This is a genomic window from Streptomyces sp. NBC_00523 (assembly GCF_036346615.1).
GTDB lineage: Bacteria > Actinomycetota > Actinomycetes > Streptomycetales > Streptomycetaceae > Streptomyces.
Genome location: NZ_CP107836.1, coordinates 6,259,189 through 6,274,846, shown reverse-complemented (window position 1 = coordinate 6,274,846; position 15,658 = coordinate 6,259,189). Strand labels below are relative to the sequence as shown.

12 protein-coding genes are annotated in these 15,658 nt (G+C 71.1%); 2 read left to right on the top strand and 10 right to left on the bottom strand.

Features of this window, described 5'->3' with window-relative positions; genetic code table 11:
- Nucleotides 1-31: 31 nt before the first annotated feature.
- From OHS17_RS28375 to OHS17_RS28355, 5 genes are all read right to left on the bottom strand, one after another.
- Complete coding sequence (locus OHS17_RS28375; RefSeq protein WP_330314432.1) at nucleotides 32-1,312, bottom strand: lectin; 1,281 nt, start codon at nucleotides 1,310-1,312, stop codon at nucleotides 32-34.
- Between the two features lie 285 nt (nucleotides 1,313-1,597).
- Nucleotides 1,598-3,262: an ABC transporter family substrate-binding protein gene (locus OHS17_RS28370; RefSeq protein ID WP_330315381.1), complete on the bottom strand. Its 1,665-nt coding sequence runs from the start codon at nucleotides 3,260-3,262 to the stop codon at nucleotides 1,598-1,600.
- A gap of 71 nt (nucleotides 3,263-3,333) precedes the next feature.
- Nucleotides 3,334-5,415, bottom strand: coding sequence for an ABC transporter ATP-binding protein (locus OHS17_RS28365; protein ID WP_330314431.1), 2,082 nt, complete (start codon nucleotides 5,413-5,415; stop codon nucleotides 3,334-3,336).
- Nucleotides 5,412-6,272: an ABC transporter permease gene (locus OHS17_RS28360; protein ID WP_330314430.1), complete on the bottom strand. Its 861-nt coding sequence runs from the start codon at nucleotides 6,270-6,272 to the stop codon at nucleotides 5,412-5,414. Before OHS17_RS28360 ends, OHS17_RS28365 begins: the two co-directional genes overlap by 4 nt.
- Before the next feature lies 1 nt (nucleotide 6,273).
- On the bottom strand, nucleotides 6,274-7,257 hold the full coding sequence (locus tag OHS17_RS28355; protein ID WP_161207841.1) for an ABC transporter permease: 984 nt from the start codon (nucleotides 7,255-7,257) through the stop codon (nucleotides 6,274-6,276).
- A gap of 267 nt (nucleotides 7,258-7,524) precedes the next feature.
- On the opposite strand from OHS17_RS28355, the gene OHS17_RS28350 reads away from it, so the two are divergent.
- On the top strand, nucleotides 7,525-8,589 hold the full coding sequence (locus OHS17_RS28350; RefSeq protein ID WP_330314429.1) for a lipoate--protein ligase family protein: 1,065 nt from the start codon (nucleotides 7,525-7,527) through the stop codon (nucleotides 8,587-8,589).
- On the opposite strand, the gene OHS17_RS28345 is transcribed toward OHS17_RS28350, so the two are convergent.
- Both OHS17_RS28345 and OHS17_RS28340 read right to left on the bottom strand, forming a co-directional pair.
- Nucleotides 8,586-10,073 (bottom strand): amidase, encoded by a 1,488-nt coding sequence (locus OHS17_RS28345; protein ID WP_330314428.1) that lies wholly within the window; start codon nucleotides 10,071-10,073, stop codon nucleotides 8,586-8,588. The genes OHS17_RS28350 and OHS17_RS28345 overlap by 4 nt on opposite strands.
- Nucleotides 10,074-10,186: 113 nt before the next feature.
- The gene (locus tag OHS17_RS28340) at nucleotides 10,187-10,528 is read right to left on the bottom strand and encodes a hypothetical protein (protein WP_330314427.1); all 342 of its coding nucleotides are present in this window, start codon (nucleotides 10,526-10,528) and stop codon (nucleotides 10,187-10,189) included.
- A 259-nt stretch (nucleotides 10,529-10,787) separates the two neighbouring features.
- On the opposite strand from OHS17_RS28340, the gene OHS17_RS28335 reads away from it, so the two are divergent.
- Nucleotides 10,788-11,561, top strand: a complete 774-nt coding sequence (locus OHS17_RS28335) for a hypothetical protein (protein ID WP_330314426.1) — start codon at nucleotides 10,788-10,790, stop codon at nucleotides 11,559-11,561.
- Here OHS17_RS28335 and OHS17_RS28330 read toward each other — a convergent pair.
- The 3 genes from OHS17_RS28330 to hydA all read right to left on the bottom strand — a co-directional run bounded on the left by OHS17_RS28330 (nucleotide 11,524) and on the right by hydA (nucleotide 15,609).
- The gene (locus OHS17_RS28330; RefSeq protein ID WP_330314425.1) at nucleotides 11,524-13,086 is read right to left on the bottom strand and encodes an NCS1 family nucleobase:cation symporter-1; all 1,563 of its coding nucleotides are present in this window, start codon (nucleotides 13,084-13,086) and stop codon (nucleotides 11,524-11,526) included. The genes OHS17_RS28335 and OHS17_RS28330 overlap by 38 nt on opposite strands.
- A 94-nt stretch (nucleotides 13,087-13,180) precedes the next feature.
- A complete protein-coding gene (locus OHS17_RS28325; RefSeq protein WP_073861569.1) occupies nucleotides 13,181-14,197 on the bottom strand; it encodes a TIGR03842 family LLM class F420-dependent oxidoreductase in 1,017 nt (338 codons plus the stop codon).
- Between the two features lie 11 nt (nucleotides 14,198-14,208).
- Entirely contained in the window at nucleotides 14,209-15,609 is a 1,401-nt protein-coding gene (gene hydA / locus OHS17_RS28320) for a dihydropyrimidinase (RefSeq protein WP_330314424.1), read from the bottom strand.
- Nucleotides 15,610-15,658 lie beyond the last annotated feature (49 nt).

Genomic DNA, 15,658 nt, shown 5'->3' with positions numbered 1-15,658 from the left:
GGCCCTCCGGGGCGCCGGAGGGCCGGTCCGGTCAGCCGTTGACCGTCCACTTCTGGTTGGCCGTTCCCGCGCAGGTCCAGATCTGCAGCCGGGTGCCGTTGGCCGCGTTGTTGCCCGTGACGTCCAGGCACTTGTTGGCCTGGGGGTTCACGATGTCGCGGGCCCCGCTGACCGCCCATTTCTGCGCGGCCGATCCGTTGCAGTCCCAGAGCTGGACCGGGGTGCCGTCCGCCGTGCCGCCGGAGGCCACGTCGAGGCACTTGCCGAGCGCCCGGATCGTGCCGTCGCCGCCCACGGTCCACTTCTGCGCGTTGGTGCCGTTGCAGTCGTAGAGCTGGACCGGGGTGCCGTTCGCGGTGTTGGCGGCGGCGACGTCCACACACTTCCCGGCGAGCCCGGTGATCCGGCCGCCCGTGGCGGGCGGCTGGCTGTCGTTGGTGGTGACGCGGACGTGGTCGACCACGAGCTGGTTCGGGAAGGCGGTGCTGCCGTCGGGGTCGCCGGGCCAGTAGCCGCCGACCGCGAGGTTGAGGATGAGGAAGAACGGCTTGTTGAACGCCCAGGCGTTGCCGTTCGTGTCGGCCGGGGTGCGGTGCTGGTAGACGTTTCCGTCCACGGACCAGGTGATGGAGTCGGGCGCCCAGTCGACGGCGAAGGTGTGGAACGCGTCCGCGAACGCCTGGCCGTTCGGCAGGGTGTAGCCCGCGCCGATGCCGCCGGAGCCCGAGTAGCCGGGGCCGTGCAGGGTGCCGTGCACGGTGGACGGCTCGAAGCCGACGTTCTCCATGATGTCGATCTCACCCGAGTTGGGCCAGCCCACCTGCCCGATGTCGTTGCCGAGCATCCAGAAGGCGGGCCACATGCCCTGGCCGCGCGGGATCTTCATGCGCGCCTCGACATGCCCGTACGCCTGGGTGAACTTGCCCGAGGTGTTCAGCCGCGCCGAGGTGTACTGACAGGTCCCGTACCAGCACTGGTAGTTGGAGGGGTTCTCCTTGCGCGCGGTGATGACCAGATGGCCCTGGCCGTCCAGCGCGGCGTTCTTGTTGCCGGACGTGTAGTACTGCCGCTCGTGGTTGTTGACGTTGTCGCCGGTCTCGATCTGCCACTTGCTGCCGTCCACGGCCGAACCGGCCGCGCCGTCGAACTCGTCGGAGAACGTCGTCGTGGCGGTCGCCGCGGCCTGCGACATCGGAGCGGCACCCGCCGGGGAGGGCCCGCCGGTGCCGGCCAGACCCGCGGTGGCCAGGGCGAGAGCGAGTGCCGGGAGTACGGAGCGCAGCAGGCGCCGCGAAAGGCGTGGGGAGTCCATGACTCTCCCTTCCGGTGTGTATGGGGAGGGAAGGGGAACCCCGCCGTGCACACGTAAGCCATGTGCATGACAGGTCGAGCACACACGATGGAGCGGACATGGTGGAGCGGACATGGGGTACTTGGTTCGCTACGTGATTTAAGAAGTGAAGAAAGCCCGTGTCAAGACTTTGGTACGGACCACAGAAGTCGAAGCGAGGAACGGACTCTCACACGCCAACGGCCCGCGGACATGGGGAACATGTCCGCGGGCCGCTGGTTCAGCGCGCCGTGGGGGCGCCGGGCGTCACTTCTGCCAGCCGACCGTCTCCGGCAGCGGGGTGTAGAAGATCGTCGCGCCGACGTTGGCGAGGCCCTTCTTCACGCCGTACGTGGAGGGCCCGCTGAACAGGGGCAGGAAGGCGTACTCCTGGAGCGCCTTCTTCTCGACCTTGTTCACCGCCGCCGTCTGCTCGTCCAGGTCGGCGATCTCCGTGGTGGCGCGGATCTCCTTGTCGAGGGCCGGGTTGCCGGAGCCGGTGATGTTGGAGTCACGGTCAGAGCAGTAGAAGTCGCACAGGTAGCGGGCGCCGAACGGGTCCATGGAGCGGTTGCCCGACAGGAACAGGTCGAACCTGCGCTCGCTGATGGTCTTGGCGAAGTCCGCGTCGTCGCCCTTCCGGATGTCGAGGTGGATACCGGCCGGCTTCAGCATCGCGGCGAGGGCTCCGGCGGTGGCCTTGCCCAGCGGGTCGTCACCCAGGAGGGTGTAGCCCACGTCGAGCTTCTTGCCGTTCTTGACGCGGACGCCGTCGGGGCCGGGCTTCCAGCCCGCCGCGTCGAGCGTCTTCTTCGCCTCGGCCGGGTCGTACTTCAGGACGGCCGACAGGTTGTCCTCGTACCCCTTCTGGAAGCTGTAGAGCACCGCCGAACCGGGCAGCGGCTCCTTGTAGTCGAGCCCCTGGAACTGGATCTTCGCGATCTGGGCGCGGTCGACGCTCTGCTGGACCGCCTTGCGGACGGCCTTCTCGGAGAGGACGGCCGACTTGGTGTTGAAGTACAGGGAGTATTCGAAGGGGCTGCCGCCGCTGCGGATCTCCGTGCCCTTCAGGCCCTTGACCTGCTTCAGGCTCTCCGCGTCGACGGCGGAGGTGTAGTCCAGCTGGCCGTTCTTGAAGGCGTTGACGCCCGCCGTGGACTCCAGGTTGACGTACACCCGCTTGTCCAGCTTGCCCTTCCTCCCCCACCACTTGGGGTTGCGGACGAAGGTGATGTTGCCCGAGTGGGTGTCCCACTTGCCGACGGTGTACGGGCCCGCGCCCCACTCGGGGTGGGCCTTCTTCACGTACGCCTTGTTGAAGTTCGCGACCGTCGCCGCCTTCGGGTGCAGGAAGGTGGTGAACAGGGTGGACCAGGAGGCGTTGACGCCCTTGAAGGTGATGACGGCCTCCTTGGCGTCCTTCCCCTTCGCGACGGACGTGATCTGGTCGTAGCCGTCCGTGGAGGAGGCCGCGAACTCCTTGTCCGAGCCGTTGTTGGCCTTCCAGGTGGCCTCGATGGCCCGCCAGTCGATGGGCGTCCCGTCGTTGAACGCGGCCTTCGGGTTGATCGTCAGGACGACCTTCTGGTTGCCGCCGTCGACGCTGACCTTCACGTCGCTGTAGTAGTCCTTGTTGTACTGCACGTCGCCGGTCGGCGAGTACGTGATCGCGTCGGCGTTGTACCAGCCCCAGACCCGGGACGCGGTCAGCGTGGCATTGACGTTGAAGGGGTTGCCCTGGTCGTCGAAGGTGCCGACGGTGGTGTACGTGCCGCCGTCCTTGATGTTCTCGTACGGCTGCGGGTTGTAGTCGACGGCGGCCGACGCGGCCTTGGGCGCGTTCTTGGCGCCCCCGCCGGAGTCGTCGCTCCCGCCGGAGGACTGGCACGCGGTGGCAGCGACGGAGACGGCGGCGATCAGGGCGACGGGCATGGCCAGTCTTGCGCGCATGGCGGAGTGTTCCTTCTGGTTCGAGGGATGGGAAGAACGGGGGCGGAGGTGCCTCAGACGGCGTGACAGGCGTACGTGTGGCCGGGCTGCCCCGCCACGGGTGAGGCCGCGGGCCGTTCCGTACGACAGCGCTCGCGCACCTCCTCGCCGGCCAGCCGGTACAGCGGGCACCGGTCCACGAAGACGCAGCCCGCAGGCAGCCGGGCGGCGCTCGGCTGTTCGCCCTCCAGCACCACGCGTTCCCGGGTGCGTTCGCGCTTCGGGTCCGGGACCGGGATCGCGGACAGCAGGGCCTTGGTGTACGGGTGCTTGGGGTCGGCGAACAGCGACTCGGTGTCGCCGGTCTCCACGATGTGGCCGAGATACATCACGGCGATCCGGTCGGAGACGTACCGGACGACGGCCAGATCGTGGGCCACCACCAGGTAGGCCAGGCCGAGTTCGCGCTTGAGCCGGGTCAGCAGGTTGATCACGCCCGCCTGCACGGAGACGTCCAGGGCGGAGAGCGGTTCGTCCAGGACGAGCAGCCTGGGCTGGGTCGCGAGGGCCCGGGCGATCCCGACGCGCTGGCGCTGGCCGCCGGAGAGCGCGGCCGGGAAGCGGTCGCTCATCGCCTCGTCCAGGCCGACCAGGGCGAGGAGTTCGCGGACCCGGGCCCGGATGGACGCGCGGTCCCGGCCGATCGCGCGCAGGGGCTCGGCGAGCAGTTCGGAGACCGGCAGCCTCGGGTCGAGGGCACCCATCGGGTCCTGCATCACGATCTGGACGTCCCGGCGCAACTCCCGCAGCCGGGCGCCGGATTCGGCGGACCCCACCTCGGTGCCGGCGATCTCGATCCGGCCGCCCTCGGGCCGCTTCAGGCGCAGGATCTCCAGCAGGGTGGTGGTCTTGCCGCTGCCCGACTCCCCCACCAGGCCCAGGGTCTCCCCGGACCGCAGTTCGAAGCCGACCCCGTTGACCGCGCGCAACGTGCCGACACGGCGTTTGAGCACGGCCCCCTTGGTGACCGGGAAGGTCTTCACCAGGTCCTCGACCCGGAGCACCACGTCCCCGGCGGACGCGTCGCCCCCGACGGGCTCCGCCGCCTCCGCGCCGCCCGCCGGATCGAGCGACCCGGCGGCGATCTCGTCCGCGCGCAGGCAGGCCACATCGCCGTGCCCGGTGACCGCGCGCAGGGCGGGCTCGTCCGTGCGGCAGGCGTCGAGCGCCACGGCGCACCGGCTCGCGAAGGGGCAGCCGGCCGGGAGGTCCACCAGGGCGGGCGGTTCGCCGCCGATCGGGACGAGGGGGCGGCGTACCCCGCTGTCCACCGTGGGCACGGCGGCGAGCAGGCGCGCGGTGTACGGCATCACGGGCCGCGCGAACAGCTCGTCCACGCCCGCCCGTTCCACGAACCGGCCCGCGTACATGACGGCCACGTCGTCCGCGTGGCCCGCGACGACGCCGAGGTCATGGGTGATGAGGACGAGTCCGGCGCCGGTCTCCTTCTGCGCGAGGCGGAGCACGTCCAGGATCTGGGCCTGCACGGTGACGTCGAGCGCGGTGGTCGGTTCGTCGGCCACCAGGACGGACGGTTTGTTGGCGATGGCCATCGCGATGACGACGCGCTGGCGCATGCCGCCGGAGAACTCATGCGGGAAGGAGGCCGCGCGGGCGCGTGGGTCGGGGATGCCGACGAGGTCGAGGAGCTGGACGGCCTGTTCCCAGGCGGCCCGCTTCGTCAGGTCCTGGTGGACGCGCAGGGCGTCGGAGAGCAACCGGCCCACGGTGAAGATCGGGGTGAGCGCGGAGAGCGGGTCCTGGAAGACCATGCCGATGGAGTTGCCGCGGATCGCGGACAGCTCCTTGTCGGTGAGGCCGACCAGGTCCCGGCCGCCGAGGAGCACCTGTCCGCCGGTCGCGGCGCTGGGCGGGAGGAGGCCCATGATGCCCATGGCGGTGGCGGACTTGCCGGAGCCGGACTCGCCGACGATGCCCAGGGTGCGGCCGGGCAGCAGGTCGAAGCCGATGCCGCGCACCGCCTCCACGGGGCCCGCCTCGGACGGGAAGGTGATGTGCAGGTCGCGCACCGAGAGGACCGGGGTGACGGCGTCGCCGGGCGGCGGGGTGGTGGGCAGGGTCGTCGCGAGGGTCATCGTCGGCCTCCTGCCGCACCGGTCGTGGATGTGGGGTCGAGGGCGTCGCGCAGCCCGTCGCCGACGAAGGTCATCGAGACGGTGAGCAGGACGACCAGGCCCGCGGGGAAGGCGAACAGCCAGGGCGCGCTGGTGACGGTGTTCGCCCCGTCGGCGAGCATCGTGCCGAGCGAGACGTCCGGGGTCTGGACGCCGAAGCCGAGGAAGGACAGCGCGGTCTCGCTGAGGACGGTCGCCACGACGCCCAGGGTCAGGTTGACGATGAGCAGCGAGCCGAGGTTGGGGATCATGTGGCGCAGGATGATGCGGGCCGGGCTCACCCCCATGAACTCGGCGGCCGTGATGTAGTCCCGCTCCCGCAGCGAGGTCGAGACGGACCAGATGACCCGTGCGGTGGACATCCAGCCGAACACCGTCAGGACGACGATGAGGACCCGCCAGTCACCGGCGAGCCGGTGGGAGACCAGGGCGAGGATGAGGAAGGAGGGGACGACCAGCAGGAAGTGGATGACGGCGAGGGTCACCTTCTCCACCCGCCCGCCGAAGTACGCGGCGCTTGAGCCGATGACCGCGGCGACGACGATGGTCAGGACGGAGACGCTGACCGCGATGACCAGCGAGCGCCGCAGCCCGTGCACGGCGGAGGCGTAGATGTCGTTTCCGCCCTGGTTGGTGCCGAACCAGTGGGCGCCGCTCGGTGGCTGGGTGAGCGCGGCGAAGTCGGCGTCCGAGTAGGCGTACGGGGTGAGGAGTCCGCCGAACACGCTGAACAGCACGAGGAGGACGAAGATCGCCACCCCGGCGACGGCGAGCCGGTTGCGCAGGAATCGCCGCGCGTAGAGTCGTTGTACGCCCATGTCAGCTCACCCTCACCCGGGGGTCGAGGAAGACGGTGGCGATGTCCGCGAGGATCGCGCCGACCGCGGTCAGGGCGGCGGCGAAGGCGGCCGTGGCGACGGTGCCGTGGATGTCGTTCTTGCTGATGGTCTGGATGAAGTAGCGGCCCATGCCGTTCCAGCCGAAGATCGTCTCGGTGATGACGGCGCCGGTGAAGATCGCCGGGATGCTGAACGCCACGGACGTCGCGGTGGGGATGAGCGCGGTACGCAGGGCGTGCCGGCGGATCGCCTGGGCGCGGGTGAGCCCGGTGGCCCTCGCGGTGCGGACGTAATCGGCGTTGAGGGTGTCGAGCAGCAGCGAACGCTGCGTCAGGTGGTAGCCCACGTAGCCCATCAGGGTCAGGGTGAGGGTGGGCAGGATCAGGTGGAGCACGCGGTCGCCGAGCGTGGGGAGCAGCCCCTCGACGTTCGGTGAGTTCTCGCCCGCGACGTAGAGGAAGTGCAGCCCGGCGTGCTGGTTGAGCCAGATCGCGACGAAGACCACGGCGAGCGCGGCCACCGAGGTGGGGACGTTGAACACGGCGATGGAGACGGCCTGCGAGACCCGGTCCGCCCAGCCGTACTGCCGGGACGCCGTCCAGACGCCCAGCGTGACGCCGATGAGGACGGAGAGGAGCGTCGCCATGACGACCAGTTCGGCGCTGACGAGCGAGCGGTAGCCGATCTCGCCGTTGACGGAGACACCGGTGGGCGACATGCCCCAGTCGAAGCGGGTGACGACGCCGGTGAGCCAGTCCCACCAGCGCTGCACGACCGGCACCGACGGGTCGAGGTTGTACGGCGCGAGCGCCCGGTCGATCTGGGCCTCGGTGCGGACGGGCCGCAGTTCCTTGAAGTTCGACCGGGGGTCCAGGAACCAACTGGCCAGGAAGTAGGTGGCGTTGGTCGCCACCACGATCATCAGGAGCCAGCCCGCCGCCTTGCGCGTCACATGGCGCAGCACGGGTGGCACCTCCTCGCGCACAGGGGACGCGCCGAGAGGGCGCAGGGTCTGGGGGGCGTATGCATGCGCGGTGGTGCTTTCTGGGGGGTCGGGAAAACGTTGCACAGACGTGCGAACGTCAGTCTGGTGCGGGCACCGGGGCCGGCACCAGACCGGGAGCCGTCCCGCCACGACCTCGCAATACCGCCGTAGCAAACGGGCCGGACTGATCATGTTTTGTACGTGAGCGGTAGTTTTCTGTTCGTAGGCGGAAGTGGAGGCAGGACCGTGCACGGTGAGTACAAGATCCCCGGCGGCAAGCTGGTCGTGGTGGACCTGGAGGTCGAGGGGGGCGCGCTGCGCGACGTCCGGGTGGCCGGTGACTTCTTCCTGGAGCCGGACGAGGCGATCCTCGCGATCGACGCGGCACTGGAGGGCGCCCCGGCTACCACCGACACGGTGGCCCTCGCGGCCCGGATCGACGCGGCGCTGCCGGAGTCGACGGTGATGCTCGGGCTCACCTCGGAGGGCGTCGCCGTCGCCGTACGCCGGGCGCTGGCGCACGCCACGGAGTGGAGCGACTACGACTGGCAGCTCATCCACGACGCCCCGCAGTCCCCGGCCCTGCACATGGCGCTGGACGAGGTCATCACGGCGGAGGTGGCGGCGGGGAGGCGCCCGCCGACGCTGCGGGTGTGGGAGTGGGACGCCCCGGCGGTGATCATCGGGAGCTTCCAGTCGCTGCGCAACGAGGTGGACGCCGAGGGCGTCGAGCGCCACGGCGTCACGGTCGTCCGGCGGATTTCCGGGGGCGGCGCGATGTTCGCGGAGCCGAGCAGCACCATCACGTACTCCCTCGCCGTGCCGCAGTCCCTGGTCTCCGGGCTCTCCTTCGCGGACAGTTACGCGTACCTGGACGACTGGGTGCTCGAAGCCCTCGGGGACATGGGCATCAAGGCGTGGTACCAGCCGCTCAACGACATCGCCACCGAGGTCGGCAAGATCGCCGGGGCCGCGCAGAAGCGCGTGGTCGGCCCGGACGGCGGCCCGGGCGCGGTGCTGCACCACGTGACCATGTCGTACGACATCGACGCCGACAAGATGCTGGAGGTGCTGCGCATCGGCAAGGAGAAGATGTCGGACAAGGGCACGAAGAGCGCCAAGAAGCGGGTGGACCCGCTGCGCCGGCAGACCGGCCTGCCGCGCCAGACCGTCATCGAGCGCATGATCGAGTCCTTCCGCAACCGGCACGGGCTGACCCGGGGCGAGGTGACCCCGGAGGAGCTGGCCCGGGCGGAGGAACTGGTCCGTACGAAATTCTCGAACGACGAGTGGACCGCCCGGGTGCCCTAGCCCGTCTTGTCCTGGAACACCGGCGGCCGGTGGTCCTGCCAGCGCAGCTCCGCCTCCAGCTGGGCCGCCAGCGAGACGAGGCGCTCCTCGCCGCGCGACGGGCCGAGGAGCTGGGCGCCGACCGGGAGGCCGTCCGGGGTGAAGCCCGCCGGGACGTTGATCCCGGGCCAGCCCAGCACGTTCCACGGCCAGGCGTAAGGGCACGCCTCGGTCATCGCCACATCGGTGCGCCAGGCGCTCAGCCCGTCGAACCGGCCGATCCGGGGCGGCGGCATCGCGGTCGTCGGGGTCAGGAGCACATCGAACCCGGCGCCGCCGCGTCCGTGGTGGAACAGCGCCCCGATCCGCCGGTGCTGGTGCATCTCGCGCGCCCGGGCCGCCCGCACCACCCTGCCGCCCAGCCGGGTGCCGGTGCGCAGCGCACTGCGGGTGCGCGCGTCCAGGAGCGCCGGTTCGGGGTGCAGGGCGGCGAGCTCGGCGATGCCCGCGGTGGCGCGGGGCACGAAGCCCAGGCCGATGAGCCCGTAGCGCGGCCGGGCCTCCTCGACGTGGTGGCCGAGCCGGGCCAGCGCCTCCGCGAGCGCGGTGACCGCGCGGCGCACGTCGGGGTCGGGTGCCGTGCCGGTGAGGGTGAGCGGGGGCCGCCAGGCGAGCGCGATGCGCAGCCGTCCCGGGTCGCGGCGGGCCGCGGCGGAGGCGTCGACGGGCGGCGGGCGGTACGGGTCCTCGGGGTGCGGTCCGGCGACGGCGTCGAGGAGGAGGGCCGCGTCCTCGACGGTCCTGGCCAGCGGTCCGTTGACGGTGAGGCCCTGGAAGGCGTCGCTGTGCGGGTGCACGGAGATCCGGCCGCGCTGCGGTTTGATGCCGACCAGGTGGGTCCAGGCGGCGGGGATGCGGACGGACCCGGCGCCGTCCGAGCCGAGGGCGGCGGGCACGAGACCGGCGGCGACGGCGGCGGCCGAACCGCCGGACGAGCCGCCGGGGGTGTGGTCGGTGTGCCAGGGGTTGCGGGTGGCGCCGAACGCGGCGCCCTCGGTGAACGGCCACTGGCCGAGCTCGCAGGAGTTGGTCTTGCCGACGATCACGGCCCCGGCCGCGCGCAGCCTGCGGACGGCCTCGCTGTCGGCGGCCGCCGCCGCCCGGTCCCCGGCGCAGCCGAAGTAGGTGGGCATCCCGGCGACGTCCGTGTCGTCCTTCACCGCGACGGGCACCCCGAGCAACGGCAGCCGCTCCCCCGCCGCGAGCCTGCGGTCGGCCTCGGCGGCCTCGGTGAGCGCGGCCTCGGCGCGCAGGTGGCGGAAGGCGTTGAGGGTGCCCTGGCTCGCCTCGATCCGGGCCAGCGCGACGGTGACGAGTGCGGTGGAGGTGGTCCGGCCGTCCGCGAGGGCCCGCACGCTGTCGGCGAGCCCGCGCGGGGCGGGGTCCGGGGTGTCCCGGTCGGGTACGGGTTCTTCGGCCGTTCGGGTGGCCGGGGCTGAGGACATGGGCGGCTCGCCTCCTCGTACCGTCAGGTGCGCACGTACACCTGTCCGCGCGAACGGACTTACTGGAGGGTAACGAGTGGGCGCGCCGCCCTCAACCGTTGCGGCGAAGCTCCTTACGGCCGGACGCTGATCTCGCCGATGCCCGTGCCGAGCCCGGCGCAGTGCGCGGTGGACTGGCCGGACTGGCCCGGGGCCAGGGTGACGTGCTCGCCGTCCACGTCGGGCGACCAGCCGCAGACCAGGTGGACCCAGAAGGTCTGGGTGGTGGAGCCGTTGTTCCGGCACAGCGCGTAACCGGTGTAATCGTCCACGGCGTGCTTGCCGGTGTCGCAGGACAGGCCGGGCGGCGTGGCGGAGGCCGGGGCCGCGACGGCGAGACCGCCCGCCACGGCGAGGGCCGCGGCCAGGCCGGTGGCGGCGGCGCGGCGGGACAGGCTCCCCAGGGTCTTCTTCATGGTGCCCTTTCGGTGGTGACCGCCCGTGACCGCAGGGGCGGCACGCGCGCGGTCGCGTTCGGCTCTGGCGGGCGGATGCCGGAGCGGGCCGCCCGCGGTGTGCCTAACCCGGGAACGCCGGGAAACGTCACGCTGTGTAGACGCCGCCGGGCGTGCCGTGCGCCGAACGGGCGGCGTTCACTCCCCCGGCGTACGCTCGACTGGTCCGGACCGCAGTCGTCCGGAAGCCCCCCACGACTCTTCGCACCGAGGAGGCGACGTGACCGGTTCACTACTCGGCACCCGCCCGGCCGCGTGGGCCGCCGCGTTCCTGATGGGCGCCGGTGCTGCCGGCACCCTCGGCGGTGTGGCCCATGCGGAGGACATCGACCATCTCACCGCCCAGCAGATCGCCGACCGCTCCCGGGACGCGCTGCTCGGCGCGGAGTCCCTGCACGTGTCCTCGCGGGGCGACCTCGGCAGGGGCACCCCGTCCATGTCGCTGGACCTGGCCGTGGACCGGCACGGGAACTGCAACGGTTCGGTGGATCTGGGCCGGAGCCAGGGCAAGGTGCTGATCGTCAAGCGCGGGGACGACGTGTGGCTGAAACCGGACGCGGACTTCTGGAAGAACCAGGTGCCGAACGGCGGTTCGGCCTTCGCGGCGATCGTCGGCGACCGCTATCTGAAGGCGCCCGCCGACAGCCCCCGGCTGCGCGGCCTGACGAAGGCGTGCGACCTCAACACCTTCCAGAAGCTCGTCAGCGACAACGCGAACGACGACACCGGAACCCTCAACAAGGGCCCGAAGACCACCATCGACGGCGCGTCCGTGGTGCCGCTGACCCGGATGCGCGGCGACATGACGCTCACGGTGGACGTCGCCGCCAAGGGCAAGCCCTATCCGCTGCGGCTCTCGCTGCAGGGCGGGGACGGCACGGACGCGGTGGTGAACCTCTCGGACTTCGACCGGCCGGTGCCGAAGAACACGCCGTCGCCGGCCGATTCGTACGACGTCAGCGCGCTGCTGAGCCGGACCTCCGCCCCGACGTGACCCCCGCCATCAGTGCCACGTACACGAGGAGCGAGGCCGCGAGGCCGACCGCCCAGCCGTAGTCCGCGAGCGGCTTCAGGAACGGGATGACGCCGTCCGAGGGGAACGGACCCTCCCCCGGCTTCGAGTGGGAGCCGCCGATCGCAAGGACACCGCCGACCGCGAACGCGGCGACGGCCCGCCAGTTCCAGCCGCCCGTGTACCAGTAGCGTCCGCCGGGCCGGTAGAGGTCGGCGAGGTCGAGCACGGTGCGGCGGACGATCCAGTAGTCGGCGATCAGGATGCCTGCCACCGTGCCGAGCAGCCCGCCGACCAGGCCGAGCCAGGTGAAGATGTACAGCTCGGGCGTCTCGGTGAGCTTCCACGGCATGATGACGACGCCGACGACCCCGGTGATCAGCGCGCCCGTACGGAAGCTGATGAGCTTCGGCGCGAGGTTCGCCAGGTCGTACGCGGGTGAGACGACGTTGGCCGCGATGTTGACGGAGATCGTCGCGACCAGGACGGTCACCAGGGCGTAGAGGAGTCCGAAGACGTTGTCGGTGTGGGCGACCAGCTCGACCGGGTCCCAGACGGCCTTCCCGTAGACGGCCTGCGAGCCGGAGGTGACCAGCACCGAGAGCAGCGCGAACAGGGTCATCGTGGTCGGCAGACCGAGCGACTGGCCCCGGATCTGGGCGCGTTGGCCCGCGCCGAAGCGGGTGAAGTCCGGGATGTTCAGGGAGAGCGTGGCCCAGAAGGCGATCATGCCCATCAGCGACGGGAAGAAGACGGGCCAGAAGTCCTTGCCCCAGCCCAGCTCCGACGGCTGGTCCAGCAGCGGGCCGAAGCCGCCCGCCTTCACCGCGACCCACACCAGGAGCACCACCGCGCCGACGATGACGAAGGGCGCCGCCCAGTTCTCGAACCGGCGCAGCGCGTCCATCCCCCGGTAGATGATGGCGAGTTCGAGCGCCCAGAAGAGGACGAAGCACAGCCAGAGCGTCCAGGGCTGCCCGCCGATCTCGGACGCCTCGGCCCAGCCGCCGAACACCTTGCCCAGCAGCGTGAAGATGCCGACGCCGCCGATCCAGGTCTGGATGCCGAACCAGGCGCAGGCGACGGCCGCCCGGATCAGGGCCGGGAGGTTGGCGCCGCGCAGCCCGAACGAGGCCCGGGCCAGCACCGGGAACGGGATGCCGTACTTCGGCCCGGCGTGCCCGGTGAGCAGCATGGGCCCGAGCACGATCAGGTTGGCGAGCGCGATGGTGAAGACGGCCTGCTTCCAGTCCATGCCGAGCGCGACGAGACCGGAGGCGAGCAGCCAGGACGGGATGTTGTGCGCCATCCCGACCCACAGCGCGGTGAAGTTGTACGTGGTCCAGACGCGCCGCGCCAGCGGGACGGGCAGCAGGTCGGCGTTGACGAAGCGGTTGTCGTCGGGGGCGGCGCCGGGGGCGAGTTCGACGCGGTCGGAGGTGGGGGAGGCGCCGGCCGGTATGGGTTCCGGCGAGGAGGACGGGGAGGGAGGTGCGGTCGATGTCATGGCGGCTGGACCCTTCGCTCGGGGCGGTGCCGTGCGGGGCGGGGCGCGGGGGGTTGCGCGTGCGACCGGGGGGTGCGTACGACCGTGGGGGCGGTCAGTCGGTGAGGGCGGGGATGACGGCGGAGCCGTAGGTGTCGATGGTGGCTTCGCGGGCGTCGTGCATGTTGTACACCGCGAACTGGTCGACGCCCAGACCCTTGAGGTGTCTCAGCTTCTCGACATGGGCGGCGGCCGGGCCGAGCAGGCAGAAGCGGTCCACGATGGCGTCGGGGACGAACGCGGTGTCGGGGTTCCCGGTGCGTCCGTGGTGGCTGTAGTCGTAGCCCTGCCGGTCCTTGATGTACGCGGTGAGCTCGTCCGGGACCAGGCCCGAGTGCTCGCCGTACCGGGCGACGAGGTCGGCGACGTGGTTGCCGACCATCCCGCCGAACCAGCGGCACTGGTCCCGGGCGTGGGCCAGGGCTTCGGGCGAGTCGTCGTCGGTGACGTAGGCGGGGGCGGCGACGCAGATGGTGACGGAGTCCGGGTCGCGTCCGGCCCCGGCCGCCGCGTCCCGTACCGCCTTGATCATCCACTCGGTGAGATAGGGGTCCGCGAGCTGGAGGATGAAACCGTCGGCCTTCTGCCCGGCGAGCGCGAGGGCCTTGGGGCCGTAGGCGGCCATCCAGACGGGGAGCTTTCCGTCCTTGATCCACGGGATGCGGATGGGGTTGCCGTCCACCTCGGCCTCGCGGCCCTCCGCCAGGTCGCGGATGACGTCGATGGCCTCGCCGAGCCGGGCCAGGGTGTTGGGCGGGCGCCCGGCGACGCGCATCGCGGAGTCGCCCCGGCCGATCCCGCACACGGTCCGGTTGCCGTACATGTCGTTGAGGGTGGCGAAGGTGGAGGCGGTGACCTCCCAGGTGCGGGTGCCCGGGTTGGTGACCATGGGGCCGACGGTGAGCCGGTCGGTGTGCTCCAGGATGCTGCTGTAGATGACGAACGGCTCCTGCCAGAGCACCGCCGAGTCGAAGGTCCAGCCGTAGCGGAACCCGTTGCGTTCGGCGCGGCGCATCAGGCTGATCACGGCCGATGCGGGCGGGTCCGTCTGGAGGACGAGTCCGAAGTCCATGCCCGTTGCTCCTAGTTCAGGTACTGACAGGTGGCGCGCGGGGTGTAGCTGCCGTGTCCGGCGCGGCCGGTGTACGTGCGGTGGTCGATGACGACCTCGCCGCGCGAGAGCACCGTCTCGACCTGGCCGGTGAGCTGCTTCCCCTCGTACGCCGAGTAGTCGACGTTCATGTGGTGGGTCTCGGCGGACACGGTCTGCCGGGCCGCGGGGTCGTAGACGACGATGTCCGCGTCCGCGCCGGGCGCGATCGTGCCCTTCTTGGGGTAGAGGCCGAACATCCGGGCCGGGGAGGCGCAGGCGATCTCGATCCAGCGGCGGCGCGAAATGTGCCCGTCCACCACGGCCTGGTGCAGCAGGTCCATCCGGTTCTCGACGCCCGGCATGCCGTTGGGGATCTTCGAGAAGTCACCCCGCCCCATTTCCTTCTGCCCGGAGAAGCAGAAGGGGCAGTGGTCGGTGGAGACGACCTGGAGCTCGTTGTTGCGCAGCCCGCGCCACAGGACCTCCTGGTGCTCCCGGGGCCGCAGCGGGGTGGAGCAGACGTACTTGGCGCCCTCGAAGTCCGGTTCGGCGAGGTTGTCGGTGGACAGGAAGAGGTACTGCGGGCAGGTCTCGCCGAAGACGGGCTGCCCCTTGTGGCGGGCGGCGGCGATCTCGGCGACGGCCTCGTCGGCGGAGACGTGCACCACGTACAGCGGCGATCCGGCGACGCGGGCCAGCTGGATCGCGCGGTGCGTGGCCTCCGCCTCCAGCGCCACCTTGCGTACGTCTCCGTGGTAGCGGGGGTCCGTGCGGCCGGCGGCGAGGGCCTGCTCCACCAGGACGTCGATGGCGATGCCGTTCTCCGCGTGCATCATGATCAGGCCGCCGTTGGACTCGGCCCGCTGCATGGCGCGCAGGATCTGCCCGTCGTCGCTGTAGAAGACACCGGGGTAGGCCATGAACAGCTTGAAGGACGTGATGCCCTCGCCGACGAGGAGGTCCATCTCCTTGAGCGAGGACTCGTTCACGTCCGCGAGGATCATGTGGAAGGCGTAGTCGATGGCGCAGTTGCCGTCCGCCTTGGCGTACCAGGCGTCCAGGCCCTCGCGCAGGGAGCGGCCGACGGACTGGATGGCGAAGTCCACGATGGTGGTGGTGCCGCCCCAGGCCGCGGCGCGGGTGCCGGTCTCGAAGGTGTCGGCCGCGTAGGTGCCGCCGAACGGCATCTCCATGTGGGTGTGCGCGTCGACCCCGCCCGGGATGACGTACTTGCCGGTCGCGTCGATGGTCCGGGCGGCGGTCCAGCCGGCCGCCTCGTCGCTGTCGTGGGCGGCGAGCGCGGCGATCCGGCCGCCGTCGACGAGGACGTCCGCGTGCATCTCGTCCGACGCGGTGACGACCAGGCCGCCGCGGATGACGGTACGGCTCATGGGTACCCCTCCTCGTTGTACGGGTGGAACGCGGGTGCGGGGGTCCTGC